Here is a 20,381-nt window from a genome sequence, read left to right as displayed (position 1 = left end):
GCGAGCAAGATTGACCGGCCTTGGTGAAGATCGGATTAAGCCCGCCGCGGCAAAACAGCGGGGAATCGTTGCGTTTCAAGCAGGGCAGGCCCACCATGGCGGCAGGTTCCTTGGGAGGGGAGTTGAATATGCTGCGTTTGCTGGGTGCCCTTGCGATGCTGTGCCTTGCAGGGGCCGCCATGGCGCAGGAGCCGCTGCCAGAGCGGCGCATCGTGGTCAGCCGCGATACAGATTTCCATGGCGGCGATCTGCAACCGCTGTTCGACAGCACCTTGGCGATCTGCGAACAGGCCTGTCTTGGCAACCCGTCCTGTCAGGCTTTCACCTTCAATGCCCGATCGAACGCCTGTTTCCCCAAGGCCGGTGTGACCCGGCGCGTGCCTTATGAGGGCGCCACGTCTGCGGTTGTGATTGCGAGCGATCCGGCGGTTCGTGCCCGCGCCGCGCTGCGGGCGCAGGATCTGGCGTTTCTCGGCGCGCTGGAGGCGGCGCGCGGCGAGGCTGCCGCCCTCGGGCTGCGCCATGGCGGCGGCGCGTCGACATTGGCAGACTTGCGCGAGGCCGCCCGCGCCGCGCAGGCGGAAGGCAGGCTTGAGGAGGCGATGAACTGGACCGGCGCCGCGGTGGCGCAAAGCGATTCCGGTGCCGATTGGCTGGCCTATGGTCAACTCGAGATGCGCCTTGCCAGCACCCGTCGCGACAGCGCGGCCGACAGCCTGCAACAGCGCGCCAAGCTGGCGGCGATCAACGCTTGGCTGCGGCTTGGTGGCGCCCCGGCGCAGGCCGAGGCGATGCTGCTGCTGGCCGAAACGCTGGAGGCCACCGGCGCGCCGCGCCTGTCAGTGCCCGCGCTGCGGCTGGCGGCGCAGGTGGCCCCGTCCGATCGCGTTACCGCCGCGCTGGATCGCGCCGTGGCGCAGTTCGGCTTTCGCATCACCGACCACGTGGTCGAGGCCGACAGCGCCGCGCCGCGCATCTGCGCCGAATTCTCCGACCCGCTGATCCGTGCCGGGCAGGACTATGCCCCCTATGTCCGGCTGCCCGATGCAAAGCTGGCGGTGGTCGCCGAAGACCGCCGCCTGTGTGTCACCGGCATCGAGCACGGCGCGCGTTACCGGCTGACCTTTCGCGCCGGGCTGCCCGCCGCTGATGGCGAAACGCTGGCCCGCGATGTCGAGATCACCGCCTATGTTCGCGACCGAACGCCCTCGGTCCGGTTTCCGGGCCGCGCCTATGTGCTGCCACGCAGCGCCGATGCGGGGCTGCCGGTCGAGACTGTGAACCTCAGCTCGGTGGCGCTGACCCTGTACCGCCTGTCCGACCGAAATCTGGTGCGGGCGATGCAGGAGGGGTCTTTCGCCGCGCCGATGTCGCACTGGCAGTTGCAGCAGTTCTCCGAGCAGCTGGCCGAGCAGGTCTGGACTGGCACCGGCGAGACCGGCAATCAGCTCAACGCCGACATGCTGACGCGGCTGCCGATGGCCGAGGCCATCGCGGGGAAACCCGCCGGGATCTACGCGCTGGCCGCCTCGGTGCCCGGCGCAGACCCGTGGGACAGCGCGGCGGCGACGCAATGGTTCGTGCTGTCGGATATCGGGCTGACCAGCTTTGACGGCAGCGATGGGCTGACCGTGATCGCGCGCGGGCTGAGGGATGCCGCGCCGCTGGCTGGGCTGGACGTTACGCTGGTGTCGCGGGCCAACGCGGTGCTGGGCCGGGCGGTGAGCGATGCGCAAGGCGTGGCGCGCTTTGCCGCCGGGCTGTCGCGCGGCACCGGGGCGGGGGCACCGGCGCTGATCACCGCGGCGCGGGGCGAGGATGACATCGCCTTTCTGTCGCTGAGCGATCCCGCCTTTGATCTGTCGGACCGGGGCGTCGAAGGGCGTGCGCCTGCCGGGCCGCTCGATGCGTTCCTTGCCACCGACCGGGGGGCCTATCGCGCGGGTGAGACGATCCATGCCACCGCGCTGCTGCGCGATGCAAATGCGCAGGCGGTGGCGGGCGTGCCGCTGACCGCCGTGCTGACCCGCCCCGATGGGGTGGAACAGGCGCGCCTCGTCTCGGCCGAGGGGCGCGCGGGCGGCCATGTCTTTGATCTGCCGCTGTCCAGCGCCGTGCCGCGCGGCACATGGCGGCTGGAGCTGTTCGCCGATCCTGCCGCCCCGGCGCTGGCTGCCTCGACGCTGCTGGTCGAGGATTTCACCCCCGAGCGCATCGACGTCACACTGGCGCTGCCGCAGCCGCTGCGCGCGCTCGAGGTTACGGCGCGCTATCTGTTCGGCGCGCCCGGCGGTGATCTGGCGCTGGAAGGTGAGGTCGCGGTGCTGCCGCAAACCACGCAGGAGGCATGGCCGGGCTATCGCTTTGGCCGCCACGACGATGACGCCGCGCCGCAGACGCAGGCGCTGCCCGCCGATCTGCGCACCGATGCGTCGGGGTTTGCGCGCATCCCGCTGGCGCTGCCGGAGGCGCCTTCTGGTCGCCCTGCCAGCGTCCGTGTGACGCTGCGCGCTTCCGAAGGTTCGGGCCGTCCGGTCGAGCGCGAGATCACCGCCGCGATTCCGCCCATCGGCCCGATGATCGGCATTCGCCCCGAGTTCGACGGCACCCTGCCTGAAGGCGCCGAAGCGTCGTTCCTGTTGCAGGCGGTAGGCGGGGAAATGCCCGTGACATGGCAGGTCAACCGGGTGAGCACGCGCTATCAATGGTACCAGCTTTACGGCAACTGGAACTGGGAGCCGATCACCACGCGCGAAACCGTCGCCTCGGGGGCGGCGATGCTGGGCGACGATCCGCTGCGGATCACCGCAGACATCGACTGGGGCGATTACGAGCTGGTGGTGGCGCGCGAGGGCGGTCAGTATCTTGCCTCGTCCGTCGGGTTCGAGGCGGGCTGGTATGCGCCCGCCGGGGCGCTTGCCAGCCCTGACACGCTCGAACTGTCGCTGGATCGGGAACGCTATCGCGCGGGGGATACCGCGCAGCTGCGCGTGGTGCCGCGCGCGGCAGGCGAGGCGCTGGTGACGGTGCTGGCCGACCGGGTGATCTCGATGCAGTCGGTGACGCTGGCCGAGGGCGAGAACACCATCGCCCTTGATGTAAGCGACGATTGGGGCACAGGCGCCTATGTCACGGTACAGCTTGTGCGGCCGATGGATGTGGCGGCGGGGCAAAACCCGGCGCGTAGCCTTGGGGTGGCCCATGCGGCGCTTGACCCCGAGGGCAAGGCGCTGGCGGTCGCATTCGATGCGCCCGATCAAAGCGCCCCGCGCGCGCCGCTGAACGTCAGCCTGACCGCCGAGGGCGCCGATTGGGTCACCGTCGCGGCTGTGGATGTCGGGATCCTTAACCTGACGGGCTATCAAAGCCCCGATCCGTCGGCGCATTACTTTGGCCAGCAGCGGCTTGGGGTCGAGATCCGCGACATCTACGGTCGCCTGATCGACGGGATGAACGGCGCGATGGGGAAAATCCGCTCGGGCGGCGATGCTGGCGCGTCGATGCTGATGCAGGCACCGCCGCCGACCGAAGAGCTGGTGGCGCAGTTTTCCGACCCGGTGGCGGTGGTCGACGGGCGGGCCGAGTTCAGCTTCGATCTGCCCGATTTCAACGGCACCCTGCGGCTGATGGCGATCGCATGGTCCGATGCGGGCGTCGGGCAGGCCGAGGCAGATGTGCTGGTGCGCGACCCGGTGGTGATAAGCGCCGCGCTGCCGCGTTTCCTGTCGCCGGGCGATCAGACGCGGCTGCTGCTGGAGCTGACCCACGCCTCTGGCCCGGCGGGCGAGATGCCGCTGCAGATCAACGCCAAGGGGCTGACGCTTGGCGACGCTCCGCAGGTGGTGCTCGAACAAGGCGGCACGCAGCGCATCGCCTTGCCGCTGCTGGCGGGGGAGGTGGGCGATCACAGCATCGCGGTGGCGCTGACCACGCCCGACGGCAAGCGGTTGGAAAAGCGTCTGAGCCTCGGCGTGCGCGCCACCGATCCGCCGGTGGGGCGCACCCGGCGGTTGGTGCTGGGGCCGGGGCAGAGCCTTGTGCTCGATAGCCCCCTGCTGGAGGGGCTGCACCGCGAGGGTTCTGAACTGCTGCTGTCGGCGGGGCCGCTGGCGCGGCTCGATGTGCCGGGGCTGCTGGCTTCGCTCAGCCGCTATCCCTATGGTTGCACTGAACAGGTGACCTCGCAGGCCTTGCCGCTGTTGTACCTGTCGGATGCGGCACAGGCGCTGGGCCTTGGCGATGACGCCCGCATCGCGCAGCGCATTGCCGAGGCGGTGACGGTGGTGCTGACCCGGCAGAACGCCAACGGTGCCTTTGGTCTGTGGCAGGCCGGGTCGGGGGATTTCTGGCTCGACGCCTATGTCACCGACTTCCTGTCGCGGGCGCAGGCGGCGGGGCAGGCTGTGCCCGCGCAGGCGATGCAGGCGGCGCTCGACAACCTTGCCAACCGGATTTCATACGCGCCCGATTTCGACGATGGCGGCGAGGATATCGCCTATGCGCTGATGGTGCTTGCCCGCGAGGGGCGTGCCGCCGTCGGCGATCTGCGCTATTACAGTGACGCGCGCGGCGAGGCCTTTGCCACGCCGCTTGCCCGCGCCCAGCTTGGCGCGGCGCTGGCCAGCTACGGCGACCAGCAGCGCAGCGACGCGATGTTCCTGCGCGCTGCCGCCGCGCTGTCGCGCGAGGCCGGGACCGGCTGGCGCGACGATTACGGATCGGCGCTGCGCGATGCGGCGGGGGTGCTGTCGCTGGCGGCGACGGCCCGCTCTGACGTGGTTGACCTCGAGGCGCTGATCACCCGCATTTCCGCAGTGGACCGCCCGCTGTCGACGCAGGAACAGGCATGGTCGCTTCTGGCGGCCCATGCCCTGACCGGGGACGCGGGCGCGGGGCTGGCCATCGACGGTCTTGCGGTTGATGGCCCGCTGATCCGGCGTATCCCCGGCGATGCGCTTGACCGGACAGAGATCGCCAACACCGGCCCCGGCCCGGTGCCGCTGACTCTCACCACGCTTGGCGTTCCAGAGGGTGACACGGCGGCCAGTGGCTATGGCTACAGCCTGCAACGGGATTTCTACAGGCTCGACGGCACACCGGCGTCCTTCCCGGCGCAGCAGGGGGAACGCCTTGTCGCCGTGCTGACCATCCGCCCCGCCGAGGATCGCCGCGCAAGGCTGATGATCGACGACGCGCTGCCCGCCGGGTTCGAAATCGACAACCCCGCGATCCTGCGCGCCGGCGACATCCGGGCGCTGGATTGGCTCGAAACCGCCGAGCCAGAGCACACCGAGTTTCGCGCCGAACGCTTCCTTGCCGCCCTGACGCAGGAGGGGGGCGAGCCCATGCGCCTCGCCTATGTCGTGCGGGCGGTGTCTCCGGGGATGTTCCACCACCCGGCGGCGCTTGTGCAGGATATGTACCACCCCGAATACCGCGCCACCACCGCGTCGGGAGACTTGGAGATCAGATGACAGAGACCCTTACGACCATCCGCTGGCGGGCGCTCGACCGCGACGGCGAGGACAAGTGCCGGCTTGCGCAGCTTGGCGATGGCTACATGCTGATCGGCCATGCGCGGTTTCGCGACGGCGCGGGCTGGGCGGCGCTGGATTACGTGGTGCGCATCGGGGCCGACTGGAAGACGCTGTCCGCCGATGTCACCGGCCGCCACGGCGGCGACGATGTTGCTGTGAAGCTGGTGCGCAGCGGCGCGGACTGGACGCTGAACGGCACCGCGCAGCCGCAGCTTTATGGCTGCGAGGATGTGGATTTCGCCTTTACCCCGGCGACCAACCTGATGCCGCTGCGCCGTCTGCCCGATGTCGGGCGATTGACAACGCAGGCCGCATGGCTGCGCTGCCCTGGACCGCCCGGATCGATGGTGGTGACGCTCAGCCAGAGCTACACGCGCGAGCGCGGCCAGCTTGTCGCCTACAAGGCCGAGGAAACCGGCACTTGCCAGCAGCTTGTGGTTGGGCCGGACGGCTTCGTCATGACCTATCCGGGACTGTGGGAGGCGGATGGCTAGGCTATTCGTTCTTGTCGCCCTGCTTTGGGGGGGCGCCTTTGCCCGTGACCGCGCCGACGACTGGATCACGCGCACCGACCTGCCGGTGCTGGTGCACGCCACCTCTCCCGAGATCCGCGACCGGGACGGGGCGCTGCTGCGGGCCTATACCGTGGAAAACGGTCTGTGGCGCATGGCCATCAGCGCCGATGCCATCGATCCCGCGCTGATAAAGATGCTGATCGCCTATGAGGACCGACGCTTCCTGTCGCATGGCGGCGTCGATCAGTGGGCGGCGCTGCGGGCTGGCTGGCAGGCGGTGGTGTCGGGAGGCGTGGTGTCGGGGGCCTCGACGCTGACGATGCAGGTGGCGCGGCTGCTCGAGGATGGGCCGACCGGCAACTGGCAGGGCAAGCTGCGGCAGGCCCGGGTGGCGCTGGCGCTGGAACGGCGGCTGAGCAAGGCGCAGATCCTGCAACTATACACGGAGCTGGCCCCCTATGGCGGTAATATCGAAGGCCTGCGCGCAGCGTCGCTGACATGGCTCGGTAAAGAGCCACGCCGCCTGACCCCCGCCGAAGCGGCGTTGTTGGTCGCTTTGCCGCAGTCGCCCGAAACCCGCCGCCCGGATCGCCACCCCGAACAGGCGCGCGCCGCCCGCAATCGGGTGCTGGCCCGGATGGCGCGGGCGGGCGTGCTCGACAGCGATACGGCGCAGGTTGCAATGCGGGCTGCGCTGCCGGGGGCGCGGCGCGCCATGCCGATGCTTGCGCCGCATCTGGCCGACCGGGCGCTGGCGCAAGGCGTTCGGCGGGTCACTCTGAATGGCGGGCTTCAGCAACGGCTCGAGACGCTGGTGCGCGCCTACATGACAGGCCGCGATGCGCGCCTGTCGGTGGCGCTGCTGGTGGCGGATCATCAAAGCGGCGAGCTGCTCGCCTCGGTCGGCTCTGGCGGCTATGCGTCAGGGCGCGGGCAGGGGTTCGTCGATATGAGCCATGCGCTGCGCTCGCCCGGCTCGACGCTGAAGCCGCTGGTCTACGGGCTGGCCTTTGATCGCGGGCTGGCGCATCCGGAAACGTTGATCGCCGACACGCCCGTGATGTTCGACGGCTATGCACCGCAGAATTTCGATGGAGTGTTTCGCGGAGAGCTGCGTGTCGCCCGCGCGCTGCAATTGTCGCTGAACATTCCCGTGGTGCGGCTGACCGAGGCTATGGGCCCGGCGCATCTGATGGCGGCGATGCGCGCCGCCGGGATGGACCCGCAGCTGCCGGGAGGGCGGGCCGGGCTGGCTGTCAGCCTTGGCGGGGTCGGGGTGACGCCGCTGGAGATGCTGACGCTTTACGCCGCGCTGGCGCAGGGCGGCGAGGCCCGCCCGCTGCGCTGGGGCATGGAGGCCGCTGCGAGCGCGCCGCAGCGCATCCTCAGCCGCAGGGCGGCGTGGCAGGTCGGGCATGTGCTTGCAGGTCTGGCGCCGCCCGCCGCGTCGGGGCCGCCGGGGCAGGTGGCGTGGAAAACCGGCACATCCTATGGCCACCGCGACGCATGGGCGCTGGGCTGGGATGGGCGCTATGTCGTGGCGGTGTGGATCGGGCGGCCCGATGGCACCCCGGTGCCGGGGGCGTTTGGCGGGGATCTTGCCGCGCCGCTGCTGTTCGAGGCGCTGGGCCGGGTGCGCCCCAAGCCGGTCCCGCTGCCCGCGCCGCCGCCCGAGACGCTGCTGGTGAGCAACGCCGATCTGCCCGTCAACCTGCGCCGCTTTGGCGGCGAGACCCGCGCCGCGCCGCTCGAGGTGATCTTTCCGCCCAGCGGAGCCCGGCTGCTGCAAGACGGCGCGGGCATTGCGCTGAAGCTGCGCGGCGGACAGCCGCCATTTACCGTGTTGGCCGATGGCGAGGTCGTCGCCACGCAGCAGCGCGGCCCGCTGCTGACCGTGCCGCCGCGCGGGCCGGGGTTCACCACCTTGTCGGTGATCGACGCGGCGGGCCGGTCGGGCCGGGTGTCGGTCGAGCTGCGCTAGAGCCGCTCGATCGCCAGCGCGATGCCTTGACCGCCGCCGATGCACATGGTGATCAGCGCCCGCTGCCCGTCGATGCGCTCAAGCTCGTACAGCGCCTTGACCGTCAGGATCGCACCGGTGGCCCCCACCGGATGCCCCAGCGCGATGGCCCCGCCGTTGGGGTTCACCAGATCAGGATCGAGATCCAGCGCGCGGTTCACCGCCAGCGCCTGCGCGGCAAAAGCCTCGTTCGATTCGATCACGTCGAAATCGCCGATGGCCAGCCCGGTGCGGGCGCATAGCGACTCGACCGCCGGGATCGGCCCAAGGCCCATGACCTCGGGGCGAACCCCGGAATGGGCATAGCCCAGCACGCGGGCGCGGGGAGTCAGCCCGACGGCCTTCGCCGCATCTGCCCGCGCCAGCACCAGCGCCGCCGCCCCGTCGTTGATGCCGCTGGCATTGCCCGCCGTCACCGAGCCGCCCTTGCGAAAGGCCGGGCGCAGCGCCGCGAGCGCTTCGGCGGTGGTGAGCTTGGGATGCTCGTCGGTGTCGACCACCACCACGCCCCGACGCGACGACACCTCTACCGGCACGATCTGCGACGCAAAGCGCCCCGCCCGGATTGCCGCCGCCGCCCGTTCCTGACTTTCCAGCGCAAAGGCATCCTGATCCTCGCGGCTGATGCCGCCCGCCTCCGCGACGTTTTCCGCCGTGATGCCCATATGCCCGGTGCCGAACGGACAGCTGAGCGCGCCGATCATCATGTCAACGCTGGTGATATCGCCCATCTTGCGGCCAAAGCGCTGATCCTGAACGATGTGGGGCGCGCGCGACATACACTCTGCCCCGCCGGCCAAGGCGAAATCCGCATCCCCCAGCATCAGCGATTGCGTCGCCGAGACGATCGCCTGCGCCCCCGATCCGCAAAGCCGGTTGACGTTCATCGCGGGCACGGTCTCGGGCGCGCCCGCATCCATGGCGGCCACGCGCGACAGGTACATGTCGCGCGGTTCGGTGTTGATGACATGGCCGAACACCACGTGCCCCAGCTGGCCGCCCGCAACCCCGGAGCGCGCGAGCGCGGCGCGGGCGGCGATGGTTGCAAGGGTGGTTGGCGCGACGCTCGACAGGCTGCCCCCGAAGGTCCCGATGGCAGTACGGGCACCGTCAAGAATGACGATGTCGTCAGAGGTGAGGGTCATGGGGTCTCCTTCCCGGATGGCCGGTCCACGGTTGTCACGCCGAGGATGACCGCGCGCGGAAAGGATGTCAGCCGCGACGTCCCGTCACTGGCGCAAAGACCTTGGCAGCGTATGCGGGGCTCTTGGTCTGCGGGGCAGCAGCACGCGCAGCCGTCGCAACCAGCGTGGCAGCACCGCCCGGGGCGGCGCGCCGCGACTGGGCACATGCGGCCCGACGGACACGTATCGCTGAGGCGTGGCAGGCGGCGGCTGGTAGCGTGAATGCTCTGTCATGCGCCGCAGTCTGCACGTTTGGGGTTGATGAGAGGTGGACTGCGCTGCTTAATCGCGGATCGCTGGCAAGGTTTCGTTCACCACGCGAACCTCGCGCTGCGGGAAGGGAATGCTGATGTCGTTCGCCTTGAAGGCATCCCACAGCGCAAGATAGACGTTGCCCCTGATGTTGGTCAGCCCTGCGGACGGGTCCGAGATCCAGAAGCGCAGGATATAGTCGACCGAACTGTCGCCGAAGCCGACGATATGGCAGACCGGTTGACGATCTGTCAGCACCCGGCCCACGCCAGCGGCCGCGTCGATCGCGACCTGTCGCACCAGATGCGGATCGTCGCCATAGGACGTGCCGAAGAAGATATCGAGCCGCACGAAATCGTTTGAATGAGACCAGTTGACCACCTGTCCGGTGATCAGATCCTCGTTCGGGATCAGGTATTCCTTGCCGTCGCGCGTGGTGATCGAGACATAGCGCGCGCCCAGCGAATTGATCCAGCCGAAGGTTTCGCCAAGGCTGATGACGTCGCCGGGTTTGATCGACTTGTCGAGCAAGATGATCACCCCCGAAACGAGGTTGGACACCACCTTTTGCAGGCCGAAGCCAAGCCCGACGCCGATCGCCCCCGACAGCACCGCAAGGCCGGTCAGATCGACGCCGACCAGCTTCAGCGCCATGAAGAACGCCGCGCCATACAGGCAGACCTGCAGGAACTTCACCGCCAGAACCTGCATCGACGGGCTGATGCTGTCGTTGCGCCGGATGCTCGCGGCCCCGGTCCCCGCAAGGAATCGCGCCAGCGCCACCAGCGCCACCAGCAGCACGACGGCCTGTACCGCGAGCCAGAGCGACAGGCGCGAGTCGCCGATCTGGATGGCGACGCTCTCCAGCAGGTTCTGGGTTTCGTCCGCAAGCCCGACAATCGAGATGGTCACCCAGGTCCAGGCCGCGTAGCGCATCAGCGAGCGCGCCCCCGGATTGACGATCAGCCGGGTGGCAAAGGCGATCAGCAGCCAGGCGCTGGCAAGCTCGGCGATGATCGTCAGAAGATACGAACGCGAGGGCCATGTCACCTCTTTCATCACGTTGACCACAAGCCAGATCAGCACCACGAACAGGATCATCCGCAGGCGCCGCTGCACCATGATCAGCAGTCGCATCCGCCACGTGGGCCAGCCTTCGCGGCTGCGCATCCAGTCGCGAAGCGCCGGGGTGAACCAATGCGCCAGCAGATGTGCCAGCACGAACACCGCCACCGCGATGCCGAGCTGGTAGAAATTCCAAGGCCGCAGGAAGGTGGCCAGAAACCCTTCTGCCAGCGTCAGCAGATCCTGCAAGGTTGCGAGCAGGGTGTGGAAGGGGCTTTGCTGCGTCGCCTCGGGCTGGTTCATGCGGCCTCCTTGAAGAAGGCCAGATTTGCACCCTGCATGGCGCGGGGCAAGGGGGCAGAGCGGCGCGGGCGAGGCCGCAGCAGAGCATCGGGCGCAATCGCCGGCCTTGCGTGGCTGATGCGCCGTCGCCGCAACAGGGCAGGGCGGCCCGTTGATTGTCCGGCCCTTGCGCGAGACGCGCTTGCGCTGTATCTGATCCGACCATGAAACGCATCTTCGACATGGACGACCGCGCCCGCCTGCCGTGGCGTTTCCACGGTGCCCGACGCACCGCGCGCGCCAGCCTATAAGGCCGGGCCATCCGCCCCTCAGACTTTGTTCAATCTTCATCCAGGGAGAGGACCCATGTCCCCCAAGACGCTCTACGACAAGATCTGGGATGCCCACGTTGTCAGCGAAGACGAAAACGGCACCTGCCTTCTGTATATCGACCGTCACCTCGTACACGAAGTGACCAGCCCGCAGGCCTTCGAAGGTCTGCGCCTGAGTGGCCGCAAGGTCCGCGCGCCCGAGCGCACCATCGCCGTGCCCGATCATAACGTGCCCACCACCGAAGGCCGCGAGACTCACATCGAAAACGAGGAATCGCGCATTCAGGTCGACGCGCTCGACAAGAACGCCCGCGACTTCGGCGTGAACTATTACCCGGTCACTGATGTCCGTCAGGGCATCGTGCACATCGTCGGCCCGGAAAACGGCTGGACCCTGCCGGGCATGACGGTGGTCTGCGGCGACAGCCACACCGCGACCCACGGCGCCTTTGGCGCGCTGGCGCATGGCATCGGCACCTCCGAGGTCGAACACGTGCTGGCCACCCAGACGCTGATCCAGAAGAAATCGAAGAACATGAAGGTCGAGATCACCGGTAAGCTGCGCCCCGGTGTGACCGCAAAGGACATCACCCTGTCGGTGATCGGCAAGACCGGCACCGCCGGGGGCACCGGCTATGTCATCGAATATTGCGGCGAAGCGATCCGCGATCTGTCGATGGAAGGCCGGATGACCGTCTGCAACATGGCGATCGAAGGTGGCGCCCGCGCTGGCCTGATCGCGCCGGACGAGACTACCTTTAACTACGTCAAGGGCCGGGCGCACGCCCCCAAGGGCGCGCAGTTCGAAGCCGCGCTGGCGTGGTGGAAGACGCTGTACTCCGATGACGACGCGCATTGGGACAAGGTCGTCACCCTCAAGGGCGAAGAGATCGAACCGGTGGTCACTTGGGGCACCTCGCCCGAAGACGTGCTGCCGATCTCGGCGCTGGTGCCCGCGCCCGAGGATTTCACCGGCGGCAAGGTCGCAGCGGCCAAGCGGGCGCTGGACTACATGGGCCTGACCGCCGGTCAGAAGCTGACCGACATCGAAATCGACACGGTGTTCATCGGTTCGTGCACCAATGGCCGGATCGAGGACCTGCGCGCCGCGGCCGAGATCCTCAAGGGCAGGAAAAAGAAGGACGGCATCCGCGCCATGGTCGTGCCGGGCTCGGGCCTCGTGCGCGCGCAGGCCGAGGAAGAGGGGCTGGCGCAGATTTTCATCGACGCCGGGTTTGAATGGCGTCTTGCGGGCTGCTCCATGTGCCTTGCGATGAACCCCGATCAGCTTGCGCCCGGCGAGCGCTGCGCCGCCACTTCGAACCGCAACTTCGAAGGGCGTCAAGGCAAGGGCGGGCGCACGCACCTGATGTCGCCGGCGATGGCCGCAGCTGCCGCGATCACCGGTCGGCTGACCGATGTGCGCGAACTGACGGACGCGCCGGTTCCCGCCTGATCCGGTACAAGACCTGACTTGGCCGCGCCCGAAATTCTCGGGCGCGGCTTTTGCATGCCGAGCGTCACGCCTTGCGCAATGCGCTGTGCGACTTGACAGCTCCGTCGCCGTGCTGCTGGGCAATGCCGTAGGCCGACCCATCGCGGGTGATCTCGGCACCCTCGATCTTGAGAGTGGTCTTGCGGGTGCAGACCTTTGCCACGGTGCCGGTTCCGGTACCATTGCCCGAGTCTCACGCGACGCAGATGCCTTCTTCGGAACTCATGTGAGACTCTTCTGGCGTTCCGGAGCAACCGTCTTGGCAGTCAAGCCGTTCCTTGCGCAGAAGGTCGACGTCCCGCCAGAAGGGCGCTTCGGATTTTCCGGGCTTTGGATGATCCGCTGATCGTGATGACCTTCGGCAGACATGCGGCCACCCGCCGCGCACGGGCGTTTTCACCGCGCGGGGGCCTGCGATGCTTGTCGCGCGCGCGGATTTGTCATAGGGAAATCTGGATCCGCACGGGGCGGGGCCAGGAGAAGACGCCATGGAAAAATTCGAGAAGCTCACCGGAATCGCAGCACCGATGCCGCTGGTGAACATCGACACCGACATGATCATCCCCAAGCAGTTCCTGAAGACGATCAAACGCTCAGGCCTCGGCGTACACGCCTTCGACGAAATGCGCTACAACCAAGACGGCTCGGAGAACCCGGAGTTCGTGCTGAACCGGCCCGCCTACCGCGCGGCACAGGTGATCGTCGCCGGTGATAACTTTGGCTGTGGCTCGTCGCGCGAGCACGCGCCTTGGGCGCTGGCCGACTTCGGGATCAAGGCAATCATCTCGACCTCGTTCGCCGATATCTTCTACAACAACTGCTTCAAGAACGGCATGCTGCCCATCGTGCTGCCGCAAGAAGCGGTCGACGTGCTGATGAAGGACGCGGAAAAAGGCGCCAATGCCCGCATGACCGTGGACCTCGAGAACCAGGTTGTCACCACGTCGGACGGCGAGACATTCTCTTTCGAGATCGACGCCTTCAAGAAACATTGCCTGCTCGAAGGACTCGACGACATCGGCCTGACGATGGAAAAAGTCGGCGCGATTGACAGTTTCGAAGCTCAGGCTGCCCAAAGTCGCCCTTGGGTCTGAACGCAGACAGCTCGGATTGCAAAGGCGGGGTTGTTTGCCCCGCCTTTCGTCGTTTCGGCCGATGCGCATGTTGTCGGGACGGGATGCCTCCGGCGGGGATATTTAGAGCCAGAAGAAATCAGAGTGCTGCTCCCCTGTTTCTTCTGGCCTGAAATATCCTGGGGGTCCGGGGGTGAAACCCCCGGTGAATCGGATCGCGGTATGTCGATCCGAAGCGTCGTCAGACCGACAGCGACAAGTTCATCTGAGGCACATCCCCTTTGATTACCAGCTCTGCATCGGTGGCGGCGATCACTTCCTCGACGCTGTAGCCAGGGCCGGTTTCCAGAAGGTGAAGCCCGTCATCAAGGGGGGCCATCACCGCCATCTCGGTGACAATCAGGTTCACCCGCCGCTGCGACGTCAGTGGCAGCGTGCATTCCGGAACGATCTTTGACACCCCTTTGGCGGTGTGGATCATCGCCACGATCACCTTTTTCGCACCCGTCACGAGATCCATCGCGCCGCCCATGCCGGGCACGAACTTGCCGGGAATCATCCAGTTGGCAAGGTGGCCCTTGGCATCTACCTGCAATCCTCCGAGCACGGTCAGATCGAGATGCCCGCCCCGGATCAGGCCGAAGGAAAACGCGGAATCGATGATCGAAGCCCCGGGCACTGCCGAGGTGAAACTGCCGCCCGCGTCGGTCAGGTGTCTGTCTGTCATGCCTTCGGGTGGGCGGTGGCCAAGGCCCACCACGCCATTTTCGGACTGGAAGAACACCCCGAGGCTTTCATCCAGATGGTCTGACACCAGCGTCGGAATGCCGATGCCAAGGTTCACCAGCGTTTTCGGGCGAATTTCGAGCGACACGCGCCGCGCGATGATTTCCTTGGGGTCCATGGTTTCGAAATCCACCATTACGCTGTCCTCTTGATCACGTGATCGACCAAAATCCCCGGCGTCTTTACCGCGTCCGGAGGGATGACTCCGACGGGCACGATTTCTTCGGGTTCGGCGATCACCACGTCAGCGGCAAGCGCCATGATCGGGTTGAAGTTCGTCGCGGACAGCATGTAGGTCAGGTTGCCCACGTAATCGCAGCTGCGCGCCGCGATCAGCGCAAAATCCGCGCGCAGTGGTTTTTCCAGCAGGAACGGCTTGCCGTCGACCTCGATCACTTGCTTTCCATCTGCGATCAGCGTGCCCAGGCCGGTCGGCGTCAGGATCCCGCCCAGCCCCATGCCGGCGGCGCGGATGCGTTCGACAAGGGTTCCCTGCGGCACCAGTTCGACCTCTATCTCGGCTGAGCGCATCTTTTCCTGCACATCCGGGTTCACCCCGATGTGGCTGCCGATGAACTTGCGCACGCAGCCTGCTGTGACCAATGGTCCAACCCCGGTGTCTGGCCGGGCGGCATCGTTTACGATCATCGTCAGGTCCTTTTTGCCGGAGGCCGCCAGCGCATGTACCAGCCCGTCCGGAGTGCCGACGCCCATGAAGCCGGATAGCATCACGCGGGCGCCGTCGGGGATCATTGCCACGGCCTCTTCCAAGGTTATTGCCAGATGCATCAGGGTGGTCCTTTCCAGACGTCAGCAGTCGGTATCCTATCAAGGCCTGTTTTCGCAGGGCGGCCATGCGCTGCATCAAATCGGACTGGATTAAGCCGGTGACGTGCTGCGGCGCCCTGCAGCCGTAAAATGTTGTGTGCGATCGCGTATCGCGCCGAAATTTCAGAAAAATTGATGCAAAAACGCACCGATTCATTCACGAAAATGCCCGGTTTCGGCTGTCTTACGGAACCACTCCTTGCTGAGCGTGGCGAAAGGCGGCAAAAATTGGGCAAGAATGAGGCAAGCCGTCGCAAAGGCGGGGTCGGGTACAATTCAGGGCATGGCATCAGGCCACGCCCGGCCGGACCGAAGGGGCAGAAAGCAGTGATCAGCCGGATGGTGCACGCGGGCGCGCGTGCCGTACTTATCGCATTGCTCGTGGCAATGCCGGCGCTCTTTCTCGCCGAGCGCTCGCAGGACGGCGCGCAGATCATTGCGCTGGTAGCGCTTGTCGCTGCCCTTCTGACCTTTGTAGAATACGTCGGCGACTATCCGTCGATCATCGAATTCCGCGATGCGCCGCCGTTCAACCGCATCCGCTTTCTGGCGCTGCTCTTCACCGTTCTGACACTGACCCTCATCGGCCGGGGCGAGACGCATCCGAGTTCGCTCAGCCTGCTGTTCGAGCATGTGGGCAGTGGCGTGGGCAATCTGCTGGATTTCCCCTATTCGCCGGTGCGCTTGATGGTGCTTGTCGCCACCGACGAGATGACGCCGCGCCAGATCGACATGATGCGTACCGGTGCCGGGCTGTCCTATCTGGTGTCGCTGGTGGCGATCACCTCTTTCATTTTCATGGTGCGGGTGCTCGACTGGCCGGTCCGGCGCGGGGCATTCAATTTCTGGATCAACCTGCCGCTGTTCGATCCGGCGGTGGGCAAGGATGTGCTGTATCGGCTCAAGCGGGACGGCAAAGTTAACGTGGCCTTAGGGTTTCTTCTGCCATTCCTGATCCCCGCCATCATGAAGATGGCGACCGAGATCATCGATCCGATCTCGTTGACCGAACCGCAGACCCTGATCTGGACGATGAGTGCATGGGCCTTTCTTCCGGCAAGCTTGATCATGCGAGGCATCGCGCTGATGCGTATCGCCGAACTGATCGAGGAAAAGCGTCGTCGCGCCTACGAGCAGGCCGATTTGCAGGCTGTCTGACCCCTCTGCTCTGGGCCTGTCTCTGGCTGTGCCTCTGGGCGCCTCCGCTGCGGGCAGAGCCTGTGACGCTGGCAACCTGGAATGTCGATCTGACGCGCAAGGGGCCCGGGCTGCTGCTGCGCGACCTGCTCAAGGGAAAACTCGGGCCTGTGGTTGGCGAGATTGCGCAAGCCGATCCTGATGTGCTGCTGCTGACCGACATCGATCATGATCACGACGGCGTGGCACTTGCGCAGCTTGCGAGGATGCTGGCTGAGGCGGGCGCGGTCTATCCCTATCGACTCACGGCGCGGCCCAACAGCGGCATGCCAACCGGGCTGGATCTGGATGGCGACGGGCGGCTTGGCGGCGCCGGGGATGCGCAGGGCTACGGGGAATTTTCCGGGCAGGGCGGCATGGCGGTGCTGTCGCGGCTGCCGGTGACGCTGGAACGTGATTTCTCGGCGCTGCTCTGGGCCGATCTGCCGGGCAATCTGCGCATCGCCGAAGACCCTGCGCCGGATCTGCAACGGCTGTCGTCGTCGGCGCATTGGCAGCTGCGACTGGACAGCGAGCCGCCGCTGTCGCTGCTGGCATGGCATGCCACCCCGCCGGTGTTTGACGGCCCCGATGATCGCAATGGCCGGCGCGGCGCGGATGAGCTGGCGCTGTGGCTGCGGCTGCTCGACGGGGCGCTTGGCGCGCCGCCGCAGATCCCGGTGCTGATCGGCGATGCCAATATCGACCCGGCGCGCGGCGAAGGGCGCCACGACGCGATCCGCGCCGCGCTTGACGATCCGCGCCTGCAAGATCCGCTGCCCGGCACCGACACGGTTATCTGGGAGCAGACCGGCCCGATGCGGGTCAGCTATATCCTGCCCTCGGCCACGCTCACCGTGCTGGACGCGCAAACCCGGCCTCCGATCGTCGATGATCCGCACCGCATGGTGCTGGTCACCCTCGATCTGCCCTGATTTCTTGACCATCACCGCGCGGAAGGCTAGGCGAAACGGGACAATTCCGAGGAGAGGACACGTCTCATGAGCAACCCTTCGCTTCTGATCCTGCCGGGTGACGGCATCGGCCCCGAAGTCATGGCCGAAGTGCAGCGGATCATCGGCTGGTACGGCGACAAGCGCGGCATCACCTTCGACGTATCCGAGGATCTGGTCGGCGGCGCGGCCTATGACGCGCACGGCACGCCGCTGCACGATGACACCATGGCGAAGGCGCAATCGGTCGATGCGGTGCTGCTGGGCGCTGTGGGCGGGCCGAAATACGACGTTCTGGATTTCTCGGTAAAGCCCGAGCGCGGCCTGCTGCGCCTGCGCAAGGAAATGGACCTCTTCGCCAACCTGCGCCCTGCGCAGTGCTTTGACGCGCTGGCGGATTTCTCGTCGCTCAAGCGCGATGTGGTTGCGGGCCTCGATATCATGATCGTGCGCGAGCTGACCTCGGGCATTTATTTCGGCGAGCCGCGCGGCATCATCGAGGAGGGCAACGAGCGCGTCGGCATTAACACCCAGCGCTACACCGAGTCGGAAATCGACCGGGTGGCGCGCTCGGCGTTCGAGCTGGCGATGAAGCGCGGCAAGAAGGTCTGCTCGATGGAGAAGGCCAATGTGATGGAATCGGGCATTCTCTGGCGCGAGGTGGTCACCGAGGTCGGCAAGGAGTACCCCGAGGTCGAACTGAGCCACATGTATGCCGACGCCGGCGCGATGCAGCTGGTGCGCTGGCCCAAGCAGTTCGACGTGATCGTCACCGACAACCTGTTTGGCGACCTTTTGTCGGATGCTGCCGCGATGCTGACCGGTTCGCTGGGGATGCTGCCGTCGGCCTCGCTTGGCGCGCCGATGGACAATGGCCGCCCCAAGGCGCTTTACGAGCCGGTGCACGGCTCGGCCCCCGATATCGCCGGTCAGGGCAAGGCCAACCCCATCGCCTGCGTGCTGAGCTTTGCCATGGCGCTGCGCTACAGCTTCGATCTGGGCGAGGAGGCCGAGCGGCTTGAAGCCGCAGTGAACAAGGTGCTGGCGGATGGTGTGCGCACCGCTGATCTGCTGGGCGAAGAGGGCGTGACCCCGGTGTCGACCAGCGGCATGGGCGATGCGATCCTTGCGGCGCTCGACGCCAGCCTCTGATACCGCTACCGCCCCCGTGACAGGCACGGGGGCGGGGCTTTGTGCGAAACTTCGCAGGCGCGCAAAGCGCTGCGTTGACCATCGCGGGATAAGCTTTCAGAGCTAGGGGCAGGGCTGTGCGAGTCGGGCCCGAATTCTGCAACTCATCCACCGGACCTTCCCGCCATGAGCCACAACGCAAAAGGTGCGCTGTTCGCACTGCTGTCCTTCGGGATATTCTCGGCGCACGATGTGATCGTGAAGATGCTTGGCGCCCATTACGCGCCGTTCCAGATCGTGTTCTTTTCGGTGCTGTTCAGCTTTCCGCTGGTCAGCCTGATGCTGATCCGGGACACGACGCCGGGCCACCTGCGCCCGATCCACCCATGGTGGACGGCGCTGCGCACGGTTTCGGCGGTGATCACCGGCTTTTGCGTATTCTATGCCTTTTCCGTGCTGCCGCTGGCGCAGACCTACGCGATCCTGTTCGCGCAGCCGCTGCTGATCACCGTGCTGGCGATTCCCATCCTTGGCGAAACGGTGCGGCTGCGGCGCTGGTTGGCGGTGCTGGTGGGCCTCGCGGGGGTTCTGGTGGTGTTGCGCCCCGGCGGCACCGAGCTGACGCTGGGCCATGCGGCGGCGCTGGTGGGGGCGTTGTCTGGGGCGCTTTCGGCCATCGTGGTGCGCAAGATTGGCCATGAGGAACGCTCGGTCGTGCTGATGATCTATCCGATGACGACCAACTTCATCGTCATGGCCTGCGCGCTGCCCTTCGTCTACAAGCCGATGCCGCTGGAACATCTGGGCGGGGTGTTCGTCATGGCGGCCTTTGCGCTGGTCGGGGGGCTGGTGCTGATCGCGGCCTATCGCAAGGGCGAGGCGGTGATCGTTGCGCCGATGCAATATTCCCAGATGTTGTGGGCGACGCTGTACGGGGCGCTGTTCTTTGCCGAATGGCCGGACGGGATGACGCTGCTTGGGGCGGCGCTGATCATCGGGTCGGGGGTTTATATCGTGCTGCGCGAAGGTCGCACGAGCGTCTCCGAGAACACCCCGGTGCTGCGCACCCGCTCTCGTTTCGAGACCGGCACCTCGCTGCGTCTGGGGCCGATGATCCGTGCCATGAAGCGCCGCGAAAAAGTCATGCAAGAAACCACGCGATGACCCCTTGCCAAGCCTGCCGGGCTGGGCTATTCCGCCCGCCACGGTCGGGCTGTAGCGCAGCCTGGTAGCGCACCTGCTTCGGGAGCAGGGGGTCGGAGGTTCGAATCCTCTCAGCCCGACCAGTTTGAAAAAGTGTGGATTGCCACTGAAGTCTTCCCCAAGTGGCCACAATTATTCCTTTGCGGCAGCAAGGCTGACGTAGCTTGGAAGCGTTACAGGCGGTACCGCGCACTACAGCGATTACCTGAGACAACGGTCTACTATCCTCCCCGCTTCAATCTGTGAGCTAGAGGCATGGGAAGACGCGATCAGAGGCTCCCGAATGCGCAAGCAGATCGAGCGGCGTTTATCGCAGCTTCGCAGAAAAGGGCTGGTCGGCGCGGCAGCAAGTAATCCCTTGAGTCGCCGGACAGTTTCGGCCCGAAGCCGACCTTCAACTTGACTGCAGCGCGGCCCTTCGAAGCCGCCGTTCGACACGTTGTGCAGCATTCTTGCCGGTCCAAGGTCGGCTGCGCGGACCAAGCTGCCGTTCGACGCTGTCATGCAGGCGACCGCTTTACCCAAAACCGACGTTGTTGCACATATCGG

General features: G+C 66.4%; 13 protein-coding genes, 1 tRNA gene and 1 pseudogene. 10 read left to right on the top strand and 5 right to left on the bottom strand.

Features of this window, described 5'->3' with window-relative positions:
• Positions 1-128 precede the first annotated feature (128 nt).
• The 3 genes from KO516_RS22820 to pbpC are packed head-to-tail and all read left to right on the top strand — an operon-like array spanning position 129 to position 8,033.
• A complete protein-coding gene (locus tag KO516_RS22820; RefSeq protein ID WP_216006090.1) occupies positions 129-5,474 on the top strand; it encodes an alpha-2-macroglobulin family protein in 5,346 nt (1,781 codons plus the stop codon).
• Positions 5,471-6,031: a putative glycolipid-binding domain-containing protein gene (locus KO516_RS22815; protein ID WP_216006089.1), complete on the top strand. Its 561-nt coding sequence runs from the start codon at positions 5,471-5,473 to the stop codon at positions 6,029-6,031. The genes KO516_RS22820 and KO516_RS22815 overlap by 4 nt, the downstream gene beginning before the upstream one ends.
• A complete protein-coding gene (gene pbpC / locus KO516_RS22810) occupies positions 6,024-8,033 on the top strand; it encodes a penicillin-binding protein 1C (protein WP_216006088.1) in 2,010 nt (669 codons plus the stop codon). Before KO516_RS22815 ends, pbpC begins: the two co-directional genes overlap by 8 nt.
• Here the strand turns inward: pbpC and bktB are convergent.
• The gene (gene bktB / locus KO516_RS22805) at positions 8,030-9,217 is read right to left on the bottom strand and encodes a beta-ketothiolase BktB (RefSeq protein WP_216006087.1); all 1,188 of its coding nucleotides are present in this window, start codon (positions 9,215-9,217) and stop codon (positions 8,030-8,032) included. The genes pbpC and bktB overlap by 4 nt on opposite strands.
• A 321-nt stretch (positions 9,218-9,538) precedes the next feature.
• Positions 9,539-10,876, bottom strand: a complete 1,338-nt coding sequence (locus KO516_RS22800; RefSeq protein ID WP_216006086.1) for a mechanosensitive ion channel family protein — start codon at positions 10,874-10,876, stop codon at positions 9,539-9,541.
• A gap of 345 nt (positions 10,877-11,221) precedes the next feature.
• On the opposite strand from KO516_RS22800, the gene leuC reads away from it, so the two are divergent.
• On the top strand, positions 11,222-12,643 hold the full coding sequence (gene leuC, locus KO516_RS22795; protein WP_216006085.1) for a 3-isopropylmalate dehydratase large subunit: 1,422 nt from the start codon (positions 11,222-11,224) through the stop codon (positions 12,641-12,643).
• Positions 12,644-12,707: 64 nt separating this feature from the next.
• On the opposite strand, the pseudogene KO516_RS22790 reads toward leuC, so the two are convergent.
• Positions 12,708-12,860, bottom strand: a pseudogene (locus tag KO516_RS22790) (DUF2945 domain-containing protein); the annotation flags it as partial.
• A gap of 310 nt (positions 12,861-13,170) precedes the next feature.
• Here KO516_RS22790 and leuD point away from each other — a divergent pair.
• On the top strand, positions 13,171-13,776 hold the full coding sequence (gene leuD, locus KO516_RS22785) for a 3-isopropylmalate dehydratase small subunit (RefSeq protein WP_216006084.1): 606 nt from the start codon (positions 13,171-13,173) through the stop codon (positions 13,774-13,776).
• Positions 13,777-13,996: 220 nt separating this feature from the next.
• Here the strand turns inward: leuD and KO516_RS22780 are convergent, their stop codons facing one another.
• A complete protein-coding gene (locus tag KO516_RS22780; protein ID WP_252737848.1) occupies positions 13,997-14,677 on the bottom strand; it encodes a 3-oxoacid CoA-transferase subunit B in 681 nt (226 codons plus the stop codon).
• Positions 14,677-15,330: a CoA transferase subunit A gene (locus KO516_RS22775; RefSeq protein WP_216006083.1), complete on the bottom strand. Its 654-nt coding sequence runs from the start codon at positions 15,328-15,330 to the stop codon at positions 14,677-14,679. Before KO516_RS22775 ends, KO516_RS22780 begins: the two co-directional genes overlap by 1 nt.
• Positions 15,331-15,708: 378 nt before the next feature.
• Between KO516_RS22775 and KO516_RS22770 the strand changes: the two genes are divergently transcribed.
• From KO516_RS22770 to KO516_RS22750, 5 genes are all read left to right on the top strand, one after another.
• Positions 15,709-16,527 carry a hypothetical protein gene (locus KO516_RS22770; RefSeq protein WP_216006138.1) on the top strand — a complete coding sequence of 273 codons (819 nt, stop codon included), beginning with the start codon at positions 15,709-15,711 and terminating at the stop codon, positions 16,525-16,527.
• A 62-nt stretch (positions 16,528-16,589) separates the two neighbouring features.
• A complete protein-coding gene (locus tag KO516_RS22765) occupies positions 16,590-17,480 on the top strand; it encodes an endonuclease/exonuclease/phosphatase family protein (RefSeq protein WP_371742140.1) in 891 nt (296 codons plus the stop codon).
• A 66-nt stretch (positions 17,481-17,546) separates the two neighbouring features.
• A complete protein-coding gene (gene leuB / locus KO516_RS22760) occupies positions 17,547-18,650 on the top strand; it encodes a 3-isopropylmalate dehydrogenase (protein WP_216006081.1) in 1,104 nt (367 codons plus the stop codon).
• A gap of 165 nt (positions 18,651-18,815) precedes the next feature.
• Positions 18,816-19,793, top strand: a complete 978-nt coding sequence (locus KO516_RS22755; protein ID WP_216006080.1) for a DMT family transporter — start codon at positions 18,816-18,818, stop codon at positions 19,791-19,793.
• A 45-nt stretch (positions 19,794-19,838) separates the two neighbouring features.
• Positions 19,839-19,915, top strand: a tRNA-Pro gene (locus KO516_RS22750).
• Positions 19,916-20,381: the final 466 nt, after the last annotated feature.

This window comes from Citreicella sp. C3M06, assembly GCF_018860705.1.
In the GTDB taxonomy this organism is placed as follows: Bacteria; Pseudomonadota; Alphaproteobacteria; order Rhodobacterales; family Rhodobacteraceae; genus Salipiger.
Note: the sequence above shows the minus strand (reverse complement) of the source record. Positions and strands in the feature narration are given on the sequence as shown.

Excerpts from the sequence above, each read along its gene's own strand:
- KO516_RS22820 (WP_216006090.1), top strand. The coding sequence starts at position 129 with ATGCTGCGTTTGCTGGGTGCCCTTGCGATGCTGTGCCTTGCAGGGGCC.
- pbpC (WP_216006088.1), top strand. The coding sequence starts at position 6,024 with ATGGCTAGGCTATTCGTTCTTGTCGCCCTGCTTTGGGGGGGCGCCTTT.
- KO516_RS22800 (WP_216006086.1), bottom strand. The coding sequence starts at position 10,876 with ATGAACCAGCCCGAGGCGACGCAGCAAAGCCCCTTCCACACCCTGCTC.
- KO516_RS22775 (WP_216006083.1), bottom strand. The coding sequence starts at position 15,330 with ATGCATCTGGCAATAACCTTGGAAGAGGCCGTGGCAATGATCCCCGAC.
- bktB (WP_216006087.1), bottom strand. The coding sequence starts at position 9,217 with ATGACCCTCACCTCTGACGACATCGTCATTCTTGACGGTGCCCGTACT.
- leuB (WP_216006081.1), top strand. The coding sequence starts at position 17,547 with ATGAGCAACCCTTCGCTTCTGATCCTGCCGGGTGACGGCATCGGCCCC.
- KO516_RS22780 (WP_252737848.1), bottom strand. The coding sequence starts at position 14,677 with ATGGTGGATTTCGAAACCATGGACCCCAAGGAAATCATCGCGCGGCGC.
- KO516_RS22770 (WP_216006138.1), top strand. The coding sequence starts at position 15,709 with ATGGTGCACGCGGGCGCGCGTGCCGTACTTATCGCATTGCTCGTGGCA.
- leuD (WP_216006084.1), top strand. The coding sequence starts at position 13,171 with ATGGAAAAATTCGAGAAGCTCACCGGAATCGCAGCACCGATGCCGCTG.
- KO516_RS22755 (WP_216006080.1), top strand. The coding sequence starts at position 18,816 with ATGAGCCACAACGCAAAAGGTGCGCTGTTCGCACTGCTGTCCTTCGGG.
- leuC (WP_216006085.1), top strand. The coding sequence starts at position 11,222 with ATGTCCCCCAAGACGCTCTACGACAAGATCTGGGATGCCCACGTTGTC.
- KO516_RS22815 (WP_216006089.1), top strand. The coding sequence starts at position 5,471 with ATGACAGAGACCCTTACGACCATCCGCTGGCGGGCGCTCGACCGCGAC.